Source organism: Escherichia sp. SCLE84 (genome assembly GCF_012584495.1).
Taxonomy (GTDB): domain Bacteria; phylum Pseudomonadota; class Gammaproteobacteria; order Enterobacterales; family Enterobacteriaceae; genus ECMA0423.
Genome location: NZ_CP051430.1, coordinates 4,190,436 through 4,211,913 on the forward strand (window position 1 = coordinate 4,190,436; position 21,478 = coordinate 4,211,913).

General features: G+C 36.3%; 17 protein-coding genes and 12 pseudogenes. 18 read left to right on the forward strand and 11 right to left on the reverse strand.

Annotated features, from left to right (window positions below):
• Positions 1-2: 2 nt before the first annotated feature.
• From HGD79_RS20305 to HGD79_RS20330, 7 genes and pseudogenes are all read left to right on the forward strand, one after another.
• On the forward strand, positions 3-1,613 hold the full coding sequence (locus tag HGD79_RS20305; protein WP_000676929.1) for a glycoside hydrolase family 15 protein: 1,611 nt from the start codon (positions 3-5) through the stop codon (positions 1,611-1,613).
• A gap of 12 nt (positions 1,614-1,625) precedes the next feature.
• Positions 1,626-1,745 (forward strand): annotated as a pseudogene (locus HGD79_RS26990) (type III secretion protein); the annotation flags it as partial.
• A pseudogene (locus tag HGD79_RS20310) lies at positions 1,705-2,692 on the forward strand (YscQ/HrcQ family type III secretion apparatus protein). The pseudogenes HGD79_RS26990 and HGD79_RS20310, both read left to right, overlap by 41 nt.
• A complete protein-coding gene (locus HGD79_RS20315; RefSeq protein WP_000071534.1) occupies positions 2,682-3,347 on the forward strand; it encodes an EscR/YscR/HrcR family type III secretion system export apparatus protein in 666 nt (221 codons plus the stop codon). Before HGD79_RS20310 ends, HGD79_RS20315 begins: the two are co-directional and overlap by 11 nt.
• A 9-nt stretch (positions 3,348-3,356) precedes the next feature.
• Complete coding sequence (locus HGD79_RS20320; RefSeq protein WP_000341004.1) at positions 3,357-3,617, forward strand: EscS/YscS/HrcS family type III secretion system export apparatus protein; 261 nt, start codon at positions 3,357-3,359, stop codon at positions 3,615-3,617.
• 1 nt (position 3,618) lies between these two features.
• On the forward strand, positions 3,619-4,386 hold the full coding sequence (sctT, locus tag HGD79_RS20325) for a type III secretion system export apparatus subunit SctT (protein WP_000503294.1): 768 nt from the start codon (positions 3,619-3,621) through the stop codon (positions 4,384-4,386).
• Between the two features lie 8 nt (positions 4,387-4,394).
• A pseudogene (locus HGD79_RS20330) lies at positions 4,395-5,515 on the forward strand (EscU/YscU/HrcU family type III secretion system export apparatus switch protein).
• A 60-nt stretch (positions 5,516-5,575) separates the two neighbouring features.
• On the opposite strand, the gene HGD79_RS20340 reads toward HGD79_RS20330, so the two are convergent.
• Both HGD79_RS20340 and HGD79_RS20345 read right to left on the reverse strand, forming a co-directional pair.
• The gene (locus HGD79_RS20340; RefSeq protein WP_000060558.1) at positions 5,576-5,869 is read right to left on the reverse strand and encodes an invasion protein; all 294 of its coding nucleotides are present in this window, start codon (positions 5,867-5,869) and stop codon (positions 5,576-5,578) included.
• Between the two features lies 1 nt (position 5,870).
• Positions 5,871-6,371 (reverse strand): annotated as a pseudogene (locus HGD79_RS20345) (LuxR C-terminal-related transcriptional regulator).
• 257 nt (positions 6,372-6,628) lie between these two features.
• On the opposite strand from HGD79_RS20345, the pseudogene HGD79_RS20350 reads away from it, so the two are divergent.
• The 8 genes and pseudogenes from HGD79_RS20350 to HGD79_RS20380 all read left to right on the forward strand — a co-directional run bounded on the left by HGD79_RS20350 (position 6,629) and on the right by HGD79_RS20380 (position 11,245).
• Positions 6,629-7,811 (forward strand): annotated as a pseudogene (locus tag HGD79_RS20350) (PrgH/EprH family type III secretion apparatus protein).
• 13 nt (positions 7,812-7,824) lie between these two features.
• A pseudogene (locus HGD79_RS20355) lies at positions 7,825-8,065 on the forward strand (type III secretion system needle complex protein).
• Between the two features lie 19 nt (positions 8,066-8,084).
• Positions 8,085-8,416: pseudogene (sctI, locus tag HGD79_RS20360) on the forward strand (type III secretion system inner rod subunit SctI).
• Positions 8,413-9,147: pseudogene (locus HGD79_RS20365) on the forward strand (EscJ/YscJ/HrcJ family type III secretion inner membrane ring protein). Before sctI ends, HGD79_RS20365 begins: the two co-directional pseudogenes overlap by 4 nt.
• A gap of 15 nt (positions 9,148-9,162) precedes the next feature.
• The gene (locus HGD79_RS20370; protein WP_001341846.1) at positions 9,163-9,744 is read left to right on the forward strand and encodes a type III secretion apparatus protein OrgA/MxiK; all 582 of its coding nucleotides are present in this window, start codon (positions 9,163-9,165) and stop codon (positions 9,742-9,744) included.
• A gap of 28 nt (positions 9,745-9,772) precedes the next feature.
• Positions 9,773-9,958, forward strand: a complete 186-nt coding sequence (locus tag HGD79_RS26995) for a hypothetical protein (RefSeq protein WP_146274757.1) — start codon at positions 9,773-9,775, stop codon at positions 9,956-9,958.
• Between the two features lie 2 nt (positions 9,959-9,960).
• On the forward strand, positions 9,961-10,392 hold the full coding sequence (locus HGD79_RS26395) for a hypothetical protein (protein ID WP_001349908.1): 432 nt from the start codon (positions 9,961-9,963) through the stop codon (positions 10,390-10,392).
• Between the two features lie 220 nt (positions 10,393-10,612).
• A pseudogene (locus HGD79_RS20380) lies at positions 10,613-11,245 on the forward strand (response regulator transcription factor).
• Positions 11,246-11,263: 18 nt separating this feature from the next.
• Here the strand turns inward: HGD79_RS20380 and HGD79_RS20385 are convergent.
• The 5 genes and pseudogenes from HGD79_RS20385 to HGD79_RS20405 all read right to left on the reverse strand — a co-directional run bounded on the left by HGD79_RS20385 (position 11,264) and on the right by HGD79_RS20405 (position 15,151).
• Positions 11,264-11,766 (reverse strand): annotated as a pseudogene (locus HGD79_RS20385) (lytic transglycosylase domain-containing protein).
• Between the two features lie 82 nt (positions 11,767-11,848).
• Positions 11,849-12,067 carry a protein YgeI gene (gene ygeI, locus HGD79_RS20390; RefSeq protein ID WP_000184091.1) on the reverse strand — a complete coding sequence of 73 codons (219 nt, stop codon included), beginning with the start codon at positions 12,065-12,067 and terminating at the stop codon, positions 11,849-11,851.
• Positions 12,068-12,234: 167 nt separating this feature from the next.
• Complete coding sequence (gene ygeH, locus HGD79_RS20395) at positions 12,235-13,611, reverse strand: HilA family transcriptional regulator YgeH (protein ID WP_000362702.1); 1,377 nt, start codon at positions 13,609-13,611, stop codon at positions 12,235-12,237.
• 333 nt (positions 13,612-13,944) lie between these two features.
• Positions 13,945-14,436, reverse strand: coding sequence for a tetratricopeptide repeat protein (locus tag HGD79_RS20400; RefSeq protein WP_136724055.1), 492 nt, complete (start codon positions 14,434-14,436; stop codon positions 13,945-13,947).
• A gap of 224 nt (positions 14,437-14,660) precedes the next feature.
• Positions 14,661-15,151, reverse strand: a pseudogene (locus tag HGD79_RS20405) (hypothetical protein).
• Between the two features lie 193 nt (positions 15,152-15,344).
• Here HGD79_RS20405 and yqeK point away from each other — a divergent pair.
• Together yqeK and HGD79_RS20415 are read left to right on the forward strand one after the other, a co-directional pair.
• Positions 15,345-15,769 (forward strand): annotated as a pseudogene (yqeK, locus tag HGD79_RS20410) (protein YqeK).
• Between the two features lie 35 nt (positions 15,770-15,804).
• Complete coding sequence (locus HGD79_RS20415) at positions 15,805-15,885, forward strand: hypothetical protein (RefSeq protein ID WP_000655821.1); 81 nt, start codon at positions 15,805-15,807, stop codon at positions 15,883-15,885.
• Between the two features lie 32 nt (positions 15,886-15,917).
• Here the strand turns inward: HGD79_RS20415 and yqeJ are convergent, their stop codons facing one another.
• The 4 genes from yqeJ to HGD79_RS20435 all read right to left on the reverse strand — a co-directional run bounded on the left by yqeJ (position 15,918) and on the right by HGD79_RS20435 (position 19,857).
• A complete protein-coding gene (yqeJ, locus tag HGD79_RS20420; RefSeq protein ID WP_000568336.1) occupies positions 15,918-16,400 on the reverse strand; it encodes a protein YqeJ in 483 nt (160 codons plus the stop codon).
• Positions 16,393-17,202 carry a transcriptional regulator gene (locus tag HGD79_RS20425; RefSeq protein ID WP_001295154.1) on the reverse strand — a complete coding sequence of 270 codons (810 nt, stop codon included), beginning with the start codon at positions 17,200-17,202 and terminating at the stop codon, positions 16,393-16,395. Before HGD79_RS20425 ends, yqeJ begins: the two co-directional genes overlap by 8 nt.
• A gap of 333 nt (positions 17,203-17,535) precedes the next feature.
• A complete protein-coding gene (locus tag HGD79_RS20430) occupies positions 17,536-18,168 on the reverse strand; it encodes a helix-turn-helix transcriptional regulator (protein WP_089636781.1) in 633 nt (210 codons plus the stop codon).
• Positions 18,169-18,627: 459 nt separating this feature from the next.
• Complete coding sequence (locus HGD79_RS20435; RefSeq protein ID WP_000065950.1) at positions 18,628-19,857, reverse strand: amino acid permease; 1,230 nt, start codon at positions 19,855-19,857, stop codon at positions 18,628-18,630.
• A 254-nt stretch (positions 19,858-20,111) separates the two neighbouring features.
• Between HGD79_RS20435 and HGD79_RS20440 the strand changes: the two genes are divergently transcribed.
• Entirely contained in the window at positions 20,112-21,293 is a 1,182-nt protein-coding gene (locus HGD79_RS20440; RefSeq protein WP_000656029.1) for an acetyl-CoA C-acetyltransferase, read from the forward strand.
• The last annotated feature ends 185 nt before the right edge of the window (positions 21,294-21,478 follow it).

Consider the following 21,478-nt stretch of genomic DNA (forward strand, 5'->3'; position numbering starts at 1 on the left):
TTATGAAAGGGAAATCTGCATTAACTCTTCTGCTCGCTGGTATATTTTCGTGCGGCACATGCCAGGCGACAGGGGCAGAAGTGACGAGTGAATCTGTATTTAACATTCTTAATTCCACGGGGGCAGCAACAGATAAAAGTTATTTATCGTTAAATCCAGATAAGTATCCTAATTATCGTCTTTTGATTCACTCAGCCAAATTACAAAATGAAATAAAGAGCCACTATACCAAAGACGAAATTCAAGGATTGCTAACATTAACAGAAAACACACGAAAGTTAACGTTGACGGAGAAACCCTGGGGAACGTTTATTCTTGCTTCTACTTTCGAAGATGACAAAACAGCGGCAGAAACCCACTATGATGCTGTCTGGCTGAGGGATAGTTTATGGGGCTATATGGCATTAGTATCAGATCAGGGAAATAGTGTAGCCGCAAAAAAGGTTCTGCTCACCCTGTGGGATTATATGTCTACGCCCGACCAGATTAAGCGGATGCAGGACGTCATTAGCAACCCCAAACGACTGGATGGAGTTCCCGGGCAAATGAATGTTGTGCATATCCGATTTGACAGCAACTCCCCCGTGATGGCAGATGTGCAGGAAGAAGGCAAGCCGCAGCTGTGGAACCATAAACAAAATGATGCGTTAGGTCTTTATCTTGATCTCCTTATACAAGCAATCGACACTGATACAATTAACGCTGAAGATTGGCAAAAAGGTGACCGATTAAAATCGGTTGCGCTGCTGATTGCTTATCTGGATAAAGCCAATTTCTATGTTATGGAAGATTCCGGAGCATGGGAAGAAGATGCCCGATTAAACACATCTTCCGTTGCACTGGTGACCTCTGGACTGGAACGTTTGTCGAACTTACTCTCGAAGAAAGACTCTGTTTTTGTCTCTGATTTACTACGCGAAGCTAAAGCCAATGAACTGGATGAACCTCTTTCAACAACGAGGTTGAACCACCTCATAGATAAAGGTTATGAAAGAATAACGTTACAGCTTGATTTAGGGGGAGAATCCCCAGGTTATCTGGAAAAAGATAAACATTACAGAGAAGCCGATGCGGCTTTACTTAATGTTATTTATCCTGCAAATCTTGCAAAGATAAACACCAGAAGAAAAGAGCAGGTTCTAAAAATAGTTAAAAAACTAGCAGGTCCGTATGGTATAAAAAGATACGAGAAGGATAATTATCAGTCGGCAAATTTTTGGTTCAATGATATTAAAACCGATACCGATCAAAATTCACATGCGAAAAGAGAAAAGAGCTTCATTCCATCAACAGAAGCAGAATGGTTTTTTGACTCATGGTATGCAAAATCAGCAGCAATTGTTTATAAAGAATCAAGAAAGGAAGAGTATTTGAATGACTCAGTGCAATTTATGAATAGATCATTGGCCCAAATAACAGGCGAGAATATGATTGGTGCAAATGGCAGGAGTGTACCTGAAATGGCACTTCCCGAAAGCTATAACTATATCCACAAGTCGGGAACTTTGCATGAAGCGCCAAGCCCTATCATTCCGCTAAATTGGTCGAAAGCTTCAATGACTCTCATGTTGAAAGAGATGTCCAACCTTATCAATGATGAGGGAATTAAATAGTTTTCATAATGAGTTACAGCACAACGTTGGGTATTGACTGAGCAAGATGAACGACAAGGACAACGACATCAGCCTTATGAGGAGCAAGAAAATGAAAGCAAATTCGAAAACGATCAGAAGGATGAAAGTTAATGTTCGGTCTGAGGAAAGTAAATCGAAACACTCATACGTTTGAAACCACTTTTCAAAATTGGAAAGAAAATGGCGAAGATGTTGCATTATTAATGCCCGAATTTAGTGCTAAATGGTTACCGATAGCAGAAGAGAGTGGCAGCTGGTCTGGATGGGTATTGCTTGGAGAAATATTTCCCTTAATTTCATCTGAGCTCGCTGGGATGGCTTTAATGCCAGAAACAGAAAGGTTAATAGGGGAATGGCTCAGTTTATCCAGTTCCCCGTTAAATCTAAAGCATCCTGAACTAAAATATAATCGTTTGCACGTAGGTAAAGTATTTGATGGAGTATTGAGCCCTGCTCAACCACTAATAAGAATATGAACAGGGGAATTGAATCTTTGGTTAGATAAAGTCACAGTCTGCCAATACGGAAACGCTCCAGTGTTAGACAAAAAATCATTATATTGGTCCATTCATTTTGTAATTGGATTTAGTAAAACATGTTACAGAAGTCTTGTTGATATTGAAGTTGGTGATGTTTTATTAATCTCAAATAATTTGGCTTATGCGGTTATTTATAATACAAAAATTTGTGATTTAATTTATCCAGAGGAGTTAAAAATGGCTGATCATTTTGAGTACGAGGAAGATTTTGAAACAGATGATTTTGATATCAAAAAAAACGAGAGTGAGATTTATGATGAAAATGACGAACAGATGATTAATAGTTTTGAAGAGTTGCCTGTAAAAATTGAGTTTGTTCTTGGTAAGAAAATAATGAATTTATATGAAATAGACGATCTCTGTGCAAAAAGAATAATATCTCTGCTTCCTGAATCTGAGAAAAATATAGAGATACGTGTAAATGGTGCGCTAACTGGCTATGGCGAACTTGTTGAAGTGGATGATAAATTGGGCGTAGAAATTCATTCTTGGTTATCAGGGAATAATAATGTCAAATAGCATTTCGCTGATAGCGATATTATCATTATTTACACTATTGCCGTTTATAATAGCATCCGGGACATGTTTTATTAAATTCTCGATTGTTTTTGTTATTGTCCGAAACGCGCTGGGACTTCAGCAAGTGCCATCAAATATGACACTTAATGGGGTTGCTTTGCTATTGTCAATGTTCGTAATGATGCCGGTTGGGAAGGAAATATATAATAACAGTCAGAATGAGAATCTTTCATTCAATAATGTAGCATCGGTTGTTAATTTTGTTGAGACAGGCATGAGTGGTTATAAATCATATTTGATAAAATATTCTGAACCTGAGTTGGTTAGCTTTTTTGAAAAGATTCAGAAGGTGAATAGTTCTGAAGACAATGAAGAGATAATCGATGATGATAATATTTCAATTTTCTCGTTACTGCCCGCATATGCATTGAGTGAGATAAAAAGTGCATTTATTATAGGTTTTTATATCTATTTACCCTTTGTCGTAGTGGATCTGGTTATATCCAGCGTTCTGTTAACGTTAGGTATGATGATGATGAGTCCGGTAACCATATCTACACCGATAAAATTAATTTTGTTTGTCGCGATGGACGGTTGGACAATGTTATCAAAAGGGCTCATTTTACAATATTTTGACCTATCCATTAATCCCTGAGGAAAAAATATGGACGATATTGTTTTTGCGGGGAATAGGGCGCTGTATCTGATTTTAGTTATGTCTGCAGGACCTATTGCAGTTGCGACATTTGTTGGTTTATTGGTAGGGCTTTTTCAAACGGTAACGCAGTTGCAAGAACAGACGTTGCCATTTGGCGTGAAATTATTGTGCGTAAGTATTTGCTTTTTTTTAATGAGCGGGTGGTATGGTGAAAAATTATATTCATTTGGTATCGAAATGCTGAATTTAGCATTCGCGAGAGGATAGCATGGGGGAGGCGATACTCTATCAGTTGCATAGTCTGCTGGCTGCTACAGCGCTCGGTTTTTGCCGATTGGCACCAACTTTCTATTTGTTACCATTTTTCGCCAGTGGGAATATACCAACAGTAGTTCGTCACCCAATAATAATAGTGGTATCATGTGCATTAGTTCAGCATTACCACTATGAATTATTGAACTTAAATGAAATCGATATTGCTTTGTTCGCTGCCAGAGAAATTATCATAGGGCTGTTTATTGCATGCTTATTAGCATCCCCGTTTTGGATGTTCCTTGCTATAGGTAGCTTTATCGATAACCAACGCGGTGCAACATTAAGTAGTACTTTGGATCCGGCTACAGGTGTCGATACCTCGGAATTAGCAAGATTATTTAACCTTTTCTCTGCTGCGGTTTATCTTACTAAAGGTGGAATGAACTTTATTCTGGAAACTCTTTGGCAAAGTTATAATTTATGGCCTTCAGGCAATTTTAATTTTCCTAAATTAGAGCCTTTATTCTCATATATTAATAACATAATGACTCATACTATCGTTTACGCAAGCCCCGTGATTGCCGTTATGCTGGGCGGTGAGGCTGTCCTGGGATTGCTGGCATGTTATGCTTCACAACTAAATGCTTTTGCCATTTCACTGACTGTCAAAAGTGCGCTGGCATTTTTAATATTAATTATTTATTTTGCCCCAATACTGGCTGAACGAGTAATGCCGTTATCCTTTTTCCCAGAACAATTGCAACTATACATTGAGAAATAGAGTGTTTCATGGCCAATAAAACTGAAAAGCCAACACAAAAGAAACTCCAGGATGCTTCTAAAAAAGGGCAAATTCTAAAAAGTAGAGACTTAACCATCTCTGTAATAATGCTTGTGGGTACTTTATATCTCGGATATGTTTTTGATGTGCATCACATTATGTCGATTCTTGAATACATCCTTGATCATAACGCTAAACCAGATATTTGGGACTATTTTAAAGCTATGGGGGTTGGTTGGTTGAAAACGAACATTCCTTTTTTGCTGGTTTGCATGTTCACAACAATACTTGTCTCCTGGTTTCAAAGTAAAATGCAATTAGCAACTGAAGCTGTTAAATTTAAGTTTGATTCATTGAATCCAGTAAATGGCTTAAAGCGTATATTTGGCTTAAAAACCGTAAAAGAATTTGTTAAAGCAATTCTTTATATTGTTTTTTTTGCATTGGCGATCAAAGTATTTTGGAGTAATCATAAATCACTGCTTTTTAAAACTCTTGATGGAGATATCATATCTTTATTATCAGATTGGGGAGAGATGCTATTCCTTCTCATACTGTATTGTCTCGGCAGTATGATAATTGTCTTAATTTTTGATTTTATCGCTGAATATTTTTTATTTATGAAAGATATGAAAATGGATAAACAAGAAGTTAAAAGAGAATACAAGGAGCAAGAAGGAAATCCAGAAATTAAGTCTAAACGCAGAGAGCGCATCAGGAAATTCTTTCTGAGCAATTGAAGTCTGATGTCAGTAATAGTCGTTTGATGATTTCCAACCCTACTCACATTGCAATAGGGATATACTTTAAGCCACATCTTTCACCTATTCCATTGATTTCTGTAAGAGTAACTAATGAGGTGGCCTTAGGCGTAAGGAAATATGCAAAGGAAATCGGAATACCAATTATCACAGATAAAAAATTAGCACGAAAAAATTATGCTACCCATCGTCGCTACGATTATGTTAGCTTCGAAAATATAGATGAAATATTACGTCTTCTGCTGTGGCTTGAAGATGTGGAGAATGCTGGGCAACCTGTTCAAGATGAACAGCTCTCTTCAGAAGATAAATTCATTGAGGGTGAAGACACAAAAATCGAGAATAAAGACGATAATTTAAAAAATTAAACATCTGTCGTAGTCAGAAATTTATAAGAATCTACACGCAAAAAGCGTGTAGATCCTTATTTAATGAGTTAAACGATCTTGTGAAATGATAAGCAATTGATACATACTCATCTCTTTATAAGCTGGAACTGTAGTAACCTGTGCAAATTCGCGATATAGCTTTTGCTCCAGTTCTGCTGATGATATATATTCCGGGTGTTCGCTAAAGAACTGTCTTGCATCTACTATCGCTTGGGATTCGCCACTTCTTTTATTTTGATTCTCCTTTAATGAATTTTCTCTGGTGCATGCAGAGAGCAACGATATCAGCGCGATGGTTATTATGATGTTACTATTATATCCTACTAATGACATATCAACTTTCTCTTACGCAAGATTGGAGTTTAAAATAATGTTTATCCCATTCACAGAGTGCTATAAACAACTAAACAGTACCTTTTATGTTAAGTTTATTTAGAGCTCTTATTTTGTGATATGATATTGTTTTATAATCAATTCCTTTAATAATGGCTATTTGTTTTAACGAGTAAGAAACACATAACCGCAGGATATCTATCTCATCATGGGTAAGTGGTTCTTGTGTGGAATACACATTTTGTGTATGAAGATTTGAAACCAGGAAATGCGTTAAATCAGATAATGTAATATTCTTATTGATCCTGATGAAATTGTTGCTCAAAAGGATGTTTACAGGTTCTGTATTTGGTTTGAGATTTCGATGTTGATGCTCATCAATAACAACGAACGAATGTCCAAGATCAACCAACGCAACTAAATCGCTGTAATATTCTTTTTGGGATGCTAATAATGCATTAGTGCCTACAGTGAAGTAGACATCACTGGAAAAGACTTGCATATGCCCACCTGTACTCTAAAATCATTTAGGGTAAATATTACGTGTAAAATTTAAAATAAGAGTGATTGTTATATTTGCTTAACATTGAGGGAATAGGGTTTATACCTTAAATTGTAAATAAAGTTATGCATAGAGGCATTTAAAATAGTTCTCGAAATTATAATTTTTTTATTCTGTGTCATCATAATTTGGTCATGAAATTTCCGTCTTGTTACACTACTCTAAACTAGAGCTTATGGAATTAGCGGGTGGTATTCATGGAAAATAATGATAAATTCTTATCACAAGACTTATTGGAATCTTATGCCATTCGTTTGTTGAGCGGACCATTGAATGGATGCGAGTATGAAATACTTAATGGGCGTCTACTTGTTATCATTGGTAATGATGTTTCGTTAGGAAGAAGTGATGCTTTTTCTGAGTTACCAGAAAACACAATAGTCGTTCCTTATGGCGAGCTTACAGGTAGTTTTGAGATAATAATTACTACCGACCCTGATCTGGTAGTAACATTCAGAGAATTAACAGCACAAGAACCTGAAGATAGAACGTTAACATTGAATCAGCAAATAGAAGTTTTAGGTCTCAAATTTGCTGTAAAAGAAAAAAATGAAGTTTGGCAGTATTCATTGCCAGGCATTATTGAAAATAACATTATTTCTACAAAACAACATTTCTTTAGCAGTAAGCTGTTTAAGTATGTAATGCTTTTTTTTTCTTTTTGCTATCATTTTTATTGCTTTTTATATTGTTAATGCTAGTAATGATCCGCAGCTGAGACATATCGATAAAATTCTTGTAAACAAAAACAGGAATTATGAAGTTTTATATGGTAGAGATCATGTTATCTATATTAATACCAATATTTTGGATGAAGCAGTCTGGGTCAAACAAGCACTGGAAAAAAATCAACCAGGAAAGCCAGTACGGGTGATAAATCCTGATGATGAATCGATACGAATTTTTTCATGGCTTGCTGATAATTTCCCTGATTTACAATATTTTAAACTTCAACTATTAGATGCCAGTAATCTAAGATTGACAGTGAGTAAGCAACGGAACGCTATCACACAGCAACTAATCGATAATCTTATTAAAGGATTACTGCAAACTATGCCATATGCCAGCAATATAAGTATTGCGGTATTAGATGATAATGTATTGGAAAGTCAGGCTATTGAAACGTTGTCAGCGATAGGTCTTTCTTATGAAAAATATAAAACAGCTAACAATGTGTATTTCAATATCATTGGTACGTTAAGTGACAGTGAATTAAATAAAATTAATAACTATGTTGACGAATATTATAAACAATGGGGTAAACAATATGTAAGATTTAATGTGAATTTGAAAAATCAGGACACAAATAATAGTTCATTTAGCTACGGAGATAACCGATTCGAGAAGTCTCAAGGTAGCAACTGGACATTTCAGGAATAATTGAGGAGGACTTATGGCAGATTGGAATGGTTATATTATGGATATCAGCAATCAATTTGATCAGGGCGTTGATGATCTGAACCAGCAAGTTGAAAAAGCGTTGGAGGATTTAGCCAACCAATCCCTCCGACACGAAATTTCTTGCCGAATATCAAAGTGCATTAGCTGAGTATACATTATATCGAAATGCGCAATCTAACGTTGTAAAAGCGTATAAAGATCTTGATTCAGCAATCATACAAAACTTCCGCTAAACTGGATAAGGATTTTATTATGTCAGTAAGCAATATGCCACCTATTGATAGAGCTGAGCAATCAACTGCTCATGAAATACAGCAAGCGAAAGTGATTGATTTAAATGACCGGGTTCTCAATCTTGACAACCCGGATGATAAAATAATCTCCGCTTTTGCCAACTATGCTGTACAAACTGAAAATTGGCAGCAAAATGCGTTACAAGCATTAAGGTCTGATAAAGAGGGGTTAACTCCTGAAAAATTATTAGTCTTGCAGGATCATGTGCTTAATTATAATGTCGAGGTTTCATTGGTGGAACATTAGCAAGAAAGATTGTCGCTGCAGTTGAGACGTTGACCCGCTCATGAAATATATATCATTATTATTGTTTATCCTGCTGTTGTGCGGCTGCAAGCAGCAGGAATTATTGAACCATCTTGATCAACAGCAAGCTAATGATGTCCTTGCTGTTTTACAAAGACATAATATTAATGCTGAAAAGAAGGATTAAGGCAAAACAGGATTTTCAATATTTGTCGAACCAACGGATTTTGCTTCTGCGGTGGATTGGCTAAAAATCTACAATCTACCGGGTAAGCCTGATATTCAAATATCGCAGATGTTCCCTGCAGATGCACTCGTTTCATCTCCACGAGCGGAAAAAGCAAGGCTATATTCTGCTATTGAGCAGCGGTTAGAGCAATCTCTCAAAATTATGGATGGCATTATTTCTTCGAGAGTACATGTTAGTTACGATGTTGATAATGGCGATAGTGGTAAAACTGCTTTACCAATTCATATTTCTGTACTTGCAGTATATGAAAAAGATATCAACCCAGAAATAAAAATAAATGATATCAAGAGATTTATTGTTAATAGCTCTGCAAGCGTACAATATGAAAATATTTCTGTTGTATTGTCAAAACGAAGAGACATTATTGAGCAAGCACCAACATATGAAATTAGCGAACCTGTTTTTGCTTATGATAAGGCTATGCCGGTTTCTATCTTACTTGCATTAATATCCGTAGCGACTTGCTGGCTGTTATGGAAGTATAGGGCCATTCTAACTAATTTAGTCAGGTTGAAAATTAAGTAGACATATGAGAGCGTTATGAATCTTGCCCTAAGAAAGATTATATATGATCCAATTAGTTATATTCATCCTCAACGAGTAAGCTTGAATAATACACCTATTAACAATCCGGTGCTTAGATCTATTACCAATGAAATGATTGTTCTGCAGTACAATCTTTCAGTTGAACATTTTAATCTGAATAGTTCACTTATTTACTACATAAACAATTGGAATTTATTTCCATTGTTCTGTTTATTCAGTGGTTATCACTTTTATCGAGAAAGGTTTGCAGAACGCGGATTTTTTTATAAGGTTCCTGCTGTGCTAAGGGATTATTTATCAGCTATACCGGTGAAAATAAATGAAAAGGCACGATACAAACCCGGCATCGCTAGCTATCACAATATCATCACATGTGGTTTTTCAACGTTGTCACCCTATATAAGGCAACAACCATTGGCAATGCAGCAACGATTTAATTTATTATTTCCTGATTTTGTTGATCACATACAATTGCCGTTACCACTTGCATCAACTCTTTTAGAGAGAATTACATTTTATGCGAAAAAAAATAGAGATGAGCTTGATAAAATCTCCTGCAAATGGTGTTGTGATTAAAAGAAAAATTTCTGATGGATTGAAATAAATAGTTTCTCTTAAAGAAAGTATCCTTCTTGAAACCAGCGCAAAAATTCAGAGCATTGAGGTAAAGAGAGAAGAAAAATTTATTCAAGGTTATTATGATGGCTATACAAAAGGCATTATTGATGTGATGGATAATTTTATACCCTTGATAAGCTTGTTGAGCTCAGAACTAGAAAAAAAAGAATAAACATGATAAACGATCTGAAGAGTATATTGTTAAAATCCTCAGAGGAAGTTGATGTTTTTATCAAAATTTTTGAAAGTTGGAGAAAAAAATTACCGGCAATATCAGGTCCTGTAAATCTCTTTATACCTACCAGATTCAAAGATAAGTATCTTGAAGTAGAGTCATATTTTGTCGACAAATCAATATGGAATGTCCATATTACATTTCATGATGATAAGCGTTTTGTGTTTTTTACCGATCAATTTATTGCTGAATTTAGTCCGCAGGAATTTGTGGATAATTGTGAGCAATATTTAATTAATAATCATTGTTTCTCCCCTGACAAGGTTAACGAAATCTGCGAACAAGCCAGACATTATTTAGTTGAAAAAATGTTTGAAACACATTCTTTGGATATGAATAATTCTGTTTTGGCAAGCCCTGAGGACTTATAGCTCCCTGGCTCAAGTTTAATGATTTGAATATAATCTAATTGTAATATTTTAATCATCTCATGATTTTTTAATGCCTGTGGTATTTTTTACGAAAAAATTTTATTTTTAATTATATTTCATTATTATTTCATCAATGTATTCTTTGGATTTTGCTTATAATAATAATGGAAGGGATGATTATAAATGAATGCGTTAAAGCATTTACACTCAGGATGAATATATGGGAAAAATTAAAATTGTAGTTTCAGATCAGCAGCCGTTTATGATTGATGGGATAATTGGATTTCTCGGACATTATCCTGATTTATATAAGGTTGTTGGGGGCTATAAAGATCTGAAGAAAGCTATAGCGGAGTGTAACAAATCTACAGCCTAAATATTTATTTTAGGAGAATTTGCAGGTGGAATGATGGGGTCCGAACTCGTAAAATGGGTTAAATCGCATAAGATAGATGCTCATATTATTACATTTGTAGCAAAGATGCCGTATATTGATTCAATAAAATTGCTTGAAGCAGGTGCGAAAGGATGCGTATGGAAAACCAGTCACCCGGCGAAACTAAATCGTGCTATTGATTCGATTAGTAATGGTTACACTTATTTTGATAGTGTACATATGGATTGTGAAAAAATATCTTCCAGGTATTCCTCTGATAATCAACTTACAAATCGTGAGTCAGAAATATTACAACTCATAGCTGATGGTAAAACAAACAAAGAAATCGCTAATTTCTTGCAGTTAAGCAGAAAAACAGTCGAAACTCATAGACTCAATATCATGAAGAAATTAGATGTTCACAGTGGTATCGAGTTGATCAAAACAGCTTTACGTATGGGTGTTTGCACTATATAAAAAAAAGAGGCTTTAGGCTCATTTTGCTGAAGCCTTACGATTGTCTAGTTCATTAAGCCTGGTATATACAATATATATTTTGGGGCATATTGCTGTCTCTTTTTTTGGTTATCCATTGCAAAACCCGCATTATAAGTCCCCAGGCATTGCCACGTTACTCCACAACGTGAAAAATGGTTATATAAAATCTCGGTTCCTATTTTAATGTTCAGACAAGGGTTATCTAACAAATCTCGTTCATCTTTTATTATTCCACGTTTTTTTAACAGGGGAATATGCATCTGGTTTATCTGCATTAACCAATAATCTAAACTCTTTATATTGTTATTCTTATCTCTGTTCTTGCCTATGCTATCCTTTTTTAGATTGCTTTCAACAAGAGCGATAGCTTTAATTAAATTTGGTTCGATTCTGAACATTGTTCCTGCTTCATTAGAGCAAGAGTTGCTGGCGAAAGACATTTTTGTAATAAATATACAAAACGTGAAGATGGTTAAGAATTTAACTTTTGGTGAGCGCATATTTTTTCATGTGTGAGGATTGAATGAAAGGGACGAGATACTATTATAAAAGTATCTCGTTATGATTTATTTGGTCAATCGTCTACCATTCAATTTTATAGTAAGGTGAGATAGGATTATCTTCTGAATACATATCATTTTGAAAAGGCGCCATCCATGTTGAAACTATAAATGCTTGTATTTGATCTGTATCAGTAGCACTGGTGTTGATGTGTTTATCTAATGATACGACTTCATCACCCGTTGCATTCGCTATATTTGAACTTTGAGATAAATTATTGATACCGATTGGATTAGTCATAAAGCTCCCTTTTTTAATTGTCCAGGCCAATGGTCTTTACATCATACTTTTAACTCTAGAGCATTTTAAATATCTTGCAATAAGGTGAATATCTTAGATATTTTTATCTCTGTTGTTTAAATAACAAGTTGCATACATCTAAATAATAAAATTGCGTCAATAAAAATTTATCGCATACAAATTCTCGTCAGCTGCTTTAATTTCAAAATGTTGTCAATTATAACTCGATGGCTTTCACTCTCAGTTTCTTTATAGTAGAGTTTAATGTTGTTTTTGAGCGGGTTAGGCACATACATATCTACACATTCTTTTATCACAACTGCTTTTCGTCTTCTGGGTTCGAGTTGTAGTGATTTGTCTATACAAATCCTTGCCTCTTCAATTTTTTCATTATGAAAGTGGACTAGTGCCCTATAGTAGTAGAGAGAGGCTATATCAGTTGAGTGTATCTTAGCCTGTTCAAATAAGATATGAGATACTTTTGCTTGTCCAGACAGACCAGTTATCAGTCCCATAATAGCTAAAATTTTTCCATCGACAGTGGTTATGTCTGATACATAATCTAAAAGCTCTAATGCTTTTTGAGCAGCAAGTTCAAGTTCACTTTTTCCATGAAGTGCCAAAGACATATGGCATTCCGCTAGAAGGCAATAACATTCTGTTTTTAGCGTCTGTATATCACTTTTATTTTGTAATCTATCAAATATAGTCATGGCCCTGTAAATGCTTTCAGGGGTGAAGTCGTAAAGTTCTTTCTTTCCGGCTAACATTTCATCTGATAAATAATGATTCTTATATCCTTGGTCCTGCTTAGCTAATCTTACAGATCGTTCTGGTTTATGTACCGTTTGAAGGATATTATCTATAATAAATTGTGATGTATTATGTAGTTCATCAACAGGGAGATGATTACTGGCGATGAGGAAAAGGTTTTTAGCGTCGATCAACTCAATGTATAAAGTGTTCACTGCATTATTCTGGTTTATTCTTCCTGTAACGAAATAATCTGGCTTGAATCTGCTCAAGAATGAATTTTGAGATATGTGATCATTACAAAAATTTGTCGCAGCCATCGGATAGGTATAGAGACCATCGATTTTTTTATTTGAAATGATTTGCACTAATTCCTGATTAAGTATTAATGGATCCAGTGTATTCAACGAAGTAGTGAAAGGGAATATAGCTATGGAATAGTCTGAAGTATTATCTTCATTAATTTTAGTTTTGAAAACCTGCCCGCTGAAACGATAACCTTTCCGGTAGATTGTTTCTATGCAACGATCATAGCCAATTTTTTCAAAAATGCAGCGCAAAGAATAGATACATCTTGTCAGGGACTCGTCACTAACAATAATATTTTTCCATACTGATTCGATGATCATATCTTTCAGTACAACATGACCAGCGGATTCAAGTAATACTATTAATACACCTAACTCTTTCTGTGGAATATAAACTTGCTCATTTCCTTGAGTAAGAATTCCATCTTCCGTGAGCGTTAATCCCTCAAGAAAATGATATGAGAATTTATTTTCTAAGTCCATTAGTTAACCTCTATGAAAAAATTGGTTTCTTGCATCCTGCTTAAGCAATAGAAATTATGGCTATTCATATTTATGTGTCATTAACGCTACAGGAAATTACATTCGACATTCTATGGTTGTGTTCACTAATTTATCTTAGGAATTCAGTGATGTAATCTGAAATAGCCTTATTCAATTTTGATAAAGTAGATTGTTCTCTAACGCATTGAAAAATAATGATTTATAGTATGCTCTTAACTGTTTTAAGATGCTGATTTAAGAAAACATAAGAGGTGCTGGTTATAGTGGTTAACTGCACTATAACCAGCAAATTTAACCAAATGATTGTAATGCTTAGCCATTATCTTCTGAATTATCGTTTAAGAGTTCAATATATGCCTGCGCTTTACTCTTAACACTATCATCCTCACAATTGTTAATAATGTGATAGAAACATTGCATTGCGTTATCGATATTTTTAGCCCCAATCTGACATTGACCCATACGATAAATAACTGAATAGTCATCATACGGGAAGTAATTGTAACTTAGTTTGTAAAGGTCATATGCTTGTTGATATTTCTTTTTTGACTGACATACTGATGCAAAACCTTCTAGATACTCATGATTTTCGAACGCATAAATGCACAAAAATTTATAATAAATTTCTGCGTCCGTTATATTACCCTTTTCATGGTAGTCGAATGCATATGCATATATTCTATCAAGGATATCAGGAGTTAAACCATGTAGTAATGCCAGATTTTCTCCTTTCGATAATAGGTGTTTTAGTTGATTTGCCCATTCATCACTATTATTGAATATTTCAATTGTTTCTGTGCTCATAATATTCCTCTGTGATGTGTCTCGTGATGCTAAATTATTATTGATTGACTCATTAATATTTTTACATTTATCTTTTTTAAATTATTGGTTTTAAGCTTGCATTGCTTATGGTATATTTTTCATTATTGGTAAAAGTACTGTTCACTACAAAATAATAACATCATTAGTTGTTTTACTAATATTCACCTTATTAGTTGTCTTAATTACGACATTACATAAATGCCTTAATGTGTATGACCTGGATTCATAGTATCAATTGCCATTTTTTCAATGAAAATTAAAAAGGGGATTTTTGCGAAGGGTAGAATGTCGTTTGTTTTTTTTCTTTATTATGTCTGGTGACGAGGGGGGATAGAACGTCTGTGCATATAGTAGTGAATTTATTCAGGTCTACATTATTCTCTATTTTGGTCAGTTTTATGAGTTCATTTACAGCCATACTCATTAAATCATCTGTTATCGAAAATTTATATATGCTCATAGCAGATAATATTGCTTGCTGAATTATCTCTTCAGAAATATCCGCTATCTTTATTGACAAATCATGTATTAGATATTTTCCTCCAAGAGATTCTTGTTCAATATAATTTAAACCAGACCCCATTGTGATTTTAACTGGATTAACGGATTTCTCTTCATTTTTCTTATTTTTGTTCTCCTGATCAGGAACTAATGGTTGCAGTGATAGGCTATTATTAATATTTCGTGGCTTCATTTTACATTTCTCTCATTTGATTAGAGCAAAATCCGAATTCGCAGCTTCTGATAATGTCAAATATCACCTTATGGAGACGTTACGTAGAATGACTATATTTGTTATCGGCACATTAGGGGTATTAATTTTAGTATTGATGGAAGGTGATTATTGAACAGTAACATCGAGTCACGGTAAAAATGTGAGGTATACAATGGACATTGAGTTTTCGCAGATTCATGAAATGGTCTATATGCATGATATTGTAAATTCGGACTCGAAAAAGAAACCAAGGATTCCGTTAAAAAATTCATTAATGCTGAGAAGGTTCTCACGCAAACAACATCATGGACATTAAATTCAAGATATGTGAATGTTAATTCTGTCAATAAAGTCAACGTAAAGAGTAAAGTTAAAAACAGTTATATCTCACGATCTGTCAATGATGAGTTTAGTTTAACAGATGATGAAATTAATTCTTTTAAAGAAACGTTAATCCTTTCCTCTATTGATTCACTGAGTAAACTGGTTCTTAATAATCCTCTTTCTGTATTGTTTACATCGACTGTACGAAGGAATAATAATCGAGCTAAGATGAATGTCGAGTTCGACTCATGGATTTGCACCAGATGTTGTTGATACATGATATTTTACATTGCAAGGAGATGTCTAAAATGAAAGATGTTGATCAAAACTTTGATGCTTTAGACTGCCATATACTGCGAGAATATTTAATTTTATTGTTTTATGATTAACGAGGTTCCATCTTTTTGTTATCTATTTTAGTTTACCTTGCACAATGCATTATTGCTCTGTTACCAATGCTCAAAATAAAAGCATGCTTACCTTGCTTTAGTATATTATAGCTTACACTTTTTTCTGGAAAGACATAAAAATCAGGAATAAGTTGTACAAGTCTATCATCATCAACTTGATCCATAATCTCAAACTTATTAACTTTCTTTGATGTTAAATGGGCTGTGTCATAGTTTTCAATCCATGTGTATTCAATATTTCGCCGTATTGATTTACTTTCTCTGTTACCTTGTTGCCAGGTTCCACTCAACGCAACAGTTCCTGTTTTATTTTTTTTGTTAAACATAAAGTCGATGGTAAGATTTGCTCGTCCCTGGTCATTAAAAATTACCCAATTTGCAGTGCATGTTTCGTTATATATCATTTTTTCTGCAGTGTAAGAATAGACAGTGAAGAGAATAAACCCACTGATAAAAACTAAAATAAATAATAAGTTTTTTTTATAATCAATCACGATTAACCTCACGGTAAGACAGGGTTAAACAGTCTGCCACTTCATGTTGGTTATAATTTTTATTGCATGCCATAACAATCATCCCCGGTGAGGATTTTGCAAGAGGGAAGTATAACCACGGATGTTTTTTACAGTTAATCCCCGAATCCAGTATCCGTGTTTTATATTTATCGAACTCTTTCAACCCGTCAATTGTATCTTCTGTTACATTAAAATGGCAGCCATTAATTTCCGCAACAGTCTTGTAATCCTTGAAAAATGGCTTCGGTTGATTATTATTCCATAGCCAATATGCAGAATATGCGCCTATGACAAATGCGCTCAACATAATTAGATGACTTTTTATATGTTTGAGGATTTTGTTATTGAAATTCTTTGCGCCACCAATGCTCTCTTTGTATCCCGCATTAACTTTTATGGCAGGTGGGGCATTGTGTGTATGTGCGTCTGTTGACGAGTTTATTACATGATTTTGTATGTTAATGTCATTATGGATCTTGAATCCTCTTCTCGGCACGGTTGCAATTAGCGAGTGGGTAGTATCACCAACAGCGCGAAATCCGCGTCTGATAATGGATATGTTCTGATATAACGTGTTAGTAGGCACACGCATACCTTCTTCTTCCCAGACTCTGGTGAAAAAATCTTGTTGTGCAACCACATCAGGAAAAGCTTCAAGTAGAAGTGATAAACATCGACTGGCTGGCGTTGTCAGAACGACGTTAAGATCGGCGTTATGTACCGATATTAATTTTCGGTGCTCAGGCCAGAACTCGATATTATCGTTAATAATCCAGTACATACGTCAATAAACACTAAATCAATCGAAATGGAGATCACATAGTTTGCTAAGTATATTGGTATTTACGGCATAAATATATATTAATTTTATATTTATCATGATGATTGAAATGAGGCTTTAATGTTGCAACGTAAAACTTTACGTAAATTAACATGGTTAACATTTATGCCACTATTGTTTGTAAATTCATATTTCGTAATGCTTCTGAATTTTTCGTGTGATGGTTTTAAATACTATGGTGTTTACTCTTGAGGGGACGGCCTATTTATAAAATACGGACATTTCAATAAATGCCCGTATAAACAGAGTATGATTCTGGCTGGTCGTTGAGTATCAATGTTGGACCGAATGTGAACGAATAAATAATTCGTTTATTTTACCACCCATTCTCTTTTCGATTCGTTGCTTGTACGCGTAGATGCTACGGATATCCATATCCAGAACTTCAGCAATCTGATATGGATTATAACCAGAAACCATATACCCCATTATGGTGAATTCCATCTGAGTTAATGTGTTACCTCTGGTAAATGATAAATAACGACCAATAAATAGTTGTCTGATCTTTTCATTGGCAACATCAAGACCATCATCATTATATATGACAGCAGATATTGCTGAGTTGTGTTTTCGCCAGTAATTAGCTAACGATTGCATATTGCGGTCGCTGACTAAAACAATCCCCATGTCAGTACTTGCAAGATAGTCAATCCAGTCTTTTTCAAGGAATAGACGTAAAAAACTTACTGAAAAATCGACAAAAATATATCCGCTTAATCTCGCATTGTGGTTTTTTGTTAAGATACCTTCTACCACACCACAATTAAAATATGAACTTTCTTCGGGCCACATACAAAAACACGAGTTTGCGCAGTACTGCAAACGCGGTGACTCTTCTGGCATTATTTGGCAATGCATTGAGCAACTATTGCATGTAAGACTTTTATAACGACTACAAAGCCCCATGTTAAGAACCTCCCTATCCGTATATAATTGCATAATTTCATTGGTGATTGATGATGTCAATACACCATGATTTTGTAATTTTGCTGGGAAAAATTGCGATTAATCTGTATTTGCTATAATTCTGATTAAGACATTTTAAAATGCATTTCTCGTTATTAAATATGATTATGTTTCACTGATTTAATCTTACCTGGTTGAGGGTGGTTCAGATAACTATTTCATGGTATGAGAATATCTATATCGCAAATTGTTTTTGAATGACCGGAAGATATCTTGCGAATCTAAGTTATGCATCTTAAATAGTCTTATTTAAGATGTTCAGATCTCTTTGTGTGTTTAACTAACTGATAATACTAGGATATGATGAGGGAAGTGATAGTGCGGAATAATAACGAATGAACATTATGAAAACTGGAATGGTTCAAAATTGTAGCAATTTTGAACCATTCACAATGGATATCAGCTAAAGAACATTACCGATACGCACAGGATACCCACGATCAGCGTAATCAGATTTCCGATGGAACGCCAGGGTTTAAGCGCCGGGATCAGATACGTTGACAACGTAGGCATGATGAAAAGTATCATGGCAATGAGCGGGCCGCTGATCGCGTAAATCATCGAAATCGCGTTCGGGTTAATGCAACAAACAATGAAGGTGATCAGCGATACCAACATAATTGATAGTGCGCGGTTAAATGCACGACTTTTCTTTACACCAACCTGCTGTAGTGTTGTTTTGACGACCTCCGTGGCACCTTCAATAACGCCAAAGTACGTACCCAGGAATGATTTCGACATCGCAACTACTGCGACAATAATCCCGGAAATTGACAGCCATGCTGGGGCGTTCGGCAGCATAGAAAGCGCCGATAAAATGGTGACCCCTTCTTCTTTAGCCGCTTCAATATACGAAGGTGGAATAGAAAGCAGGCAGCTAAAGACAAAGAACAGTACACTTATGCAGATGATGAGATAAGCGACTTTCATAATTTTTTTGCATTTATCCATAGCGTGTTCGCCATATTTTTCACGTCTGTCTATGGCAAACGTAGAAATAATGGGCGTATGGCTAAAGGCGAAAACCATCACGGGAATCGATATCCATATCTGGTGAAGGGTATTCTGATTGAACTCTACCTGGGTCGTTAATAGATCAGGTTGCCAACTACCGACAAGGTAAATGGAAAGAAATAAGAAATAGGCAATCAATGGGAATACCAAAAAACCCATTACCCGAATGGTTGCATGGCGTCCCATCAGAAAAATGAGATTCAGGATTAATACAACACCCAGACTCACCAACATACGGATGCGAAGATCAATAACCATATGCTTTGCCAGCTGTTCCGTAAGTGAGTTGGTAATTGCCACTGCATATATCAACACGACGACAAAAAAGGCGATGAAGTACAGCGTGGTAATCAGATTACCAATCTTCTTGCCATAGTAGTGTGTTACTGCGCCCGTTATCCCTTCACCTGCTGATGTTTTCGATGAGAGGATGAACTGGCATAAGGCTTTATGTGGCCAATATGTTAAAGGCCAGGCGACCAGAGCAGTAATAAACAGGACCACAGCCCCTGCCGAACCTAACTGAATAGGAAGGAAGAGCGTGCCTGCACCAACGGCTGTGCCGTAGAGCGCGAAACTCCACAGAGTTTCTTCTTTAGACCAAATATTAGACATTATCTGAACGTATCATCTACAAATTAAACAAAATGGAGGGCAATTTACCATAAACCAGGTTAAGTATGGGAGATTAACGCCCTATCTACCCCTCTATTGGTGGGTTAGTGGTTGCAAACCTTACGTGCCAGTTATGACTCTGACTACTGCTCAGGCATATTTCCTTTGTGATAAAAATCACTTTTTTTAAACAATTAAGATAACTGTAATTAACAATCATTTACTATTGCACTGTTAATTGGTGCGAGGTTGTGATGAAAGACGTTGTGATTGTCGGGGCGTTACGGACACCTATCGGCTGCTTTCGCGGTGCGTTAGCGGGTCATTCCGCCGTGGAACTTGGTAGTCTGGTCGTGAAAGCGTTAATAGAACGTACCGGCGTTCCTGCATATGCGGTGGATGAAGTAATTCTTGGTCAGGTGTTGACTGCAGGGGCAGGGCAGAATCCGGCAAGGCAATCGGCTATTAAAGGTGGTCTGCCTAATAGCGTTTCTGCAATCACGATTAATGACGTCTGCGGTTCCGGACTTAAAGCACTGCATCTGGCTACTCAGGCGATACAGTGTGGCGAGGCTGATATTGTCATCGCCGGTGGCCAGGAAAACATGAGCCGCGCACCACATGTTCTGACTGATAGCCGCACCGGTGCACAGCTTGGCAATAGCCAGCTGGTTGACAGTCTTGTGCATGATGGGTTATGGGATGCCTTCAATGATTATCATATTGGTGTCACCGCCGAAAATCTGGCTCGCGAATATGGCATCAGCCGTCAATTGCAGGATGCTTACGCACTTAGCTCGCAACAAAAAGCGCGAGCGGCGATTGACGCCGGACGATTTAAAGATGAGATCGTCCCGGTAATGACCCAAAGTAACGGTCAGACGTTGGTTGTTGATACCGATGAACAGCCACGCACTGACGCCAGTGCAGAAGGTTTAGCCCGTTTAAATCCTTCATTTGATAGTCTCGGTTCTGTGACAGCGGGTAATGCATCATCCATAAACGATGGCGCAGCTGCGGTAATGATGATGAGCGAAGCCAAAGCACGAGCGTTGAATTTACCCGTGCTGGCCCGCATTCGCGCATTTGCCAGCGTTGGTGTAGATCCGGCATTGATGGGAATTGCGCCGGTGTATGCGACCCGCCGTTGCCTGGAGCGTGTAGGCTGGCAGTTGGCTGATGTCGATCTTATCGAGGCTAATGAAGCGTTTGCTGCACAGGCGCTTTCGGTTGGCAAGATGCTTGAGTGGGATGAGCGTCGGGTCAATGTCAATGGTGGTGCGATCGCACTTGGTCACCCGATAGGCGCTTCCGGTTGCCGAATCCTGGTTTCTCTGGTTCATGAAATGGTGAAACGTAATGCCCGCAAAGGACTGGCAACGCTTTGTATCGGCGGGGGCCAGGGTGTGGCATTGACCATTGAACGTGACGAATAGCTCTGCATTTCCTCCTTACCGATAAATATCTGCCGTCATTAATCTGTTGAATAATGATGGCTGGCAAGTCGACATACATTTTCTGGGCTCCCTCATTTTTCCATTCTCATGACATATTCGTGATCGACACTGCACTTTTTTTAATCCTTAACTTAAAAATGAAACATTGTTTTATTTTTAATTGA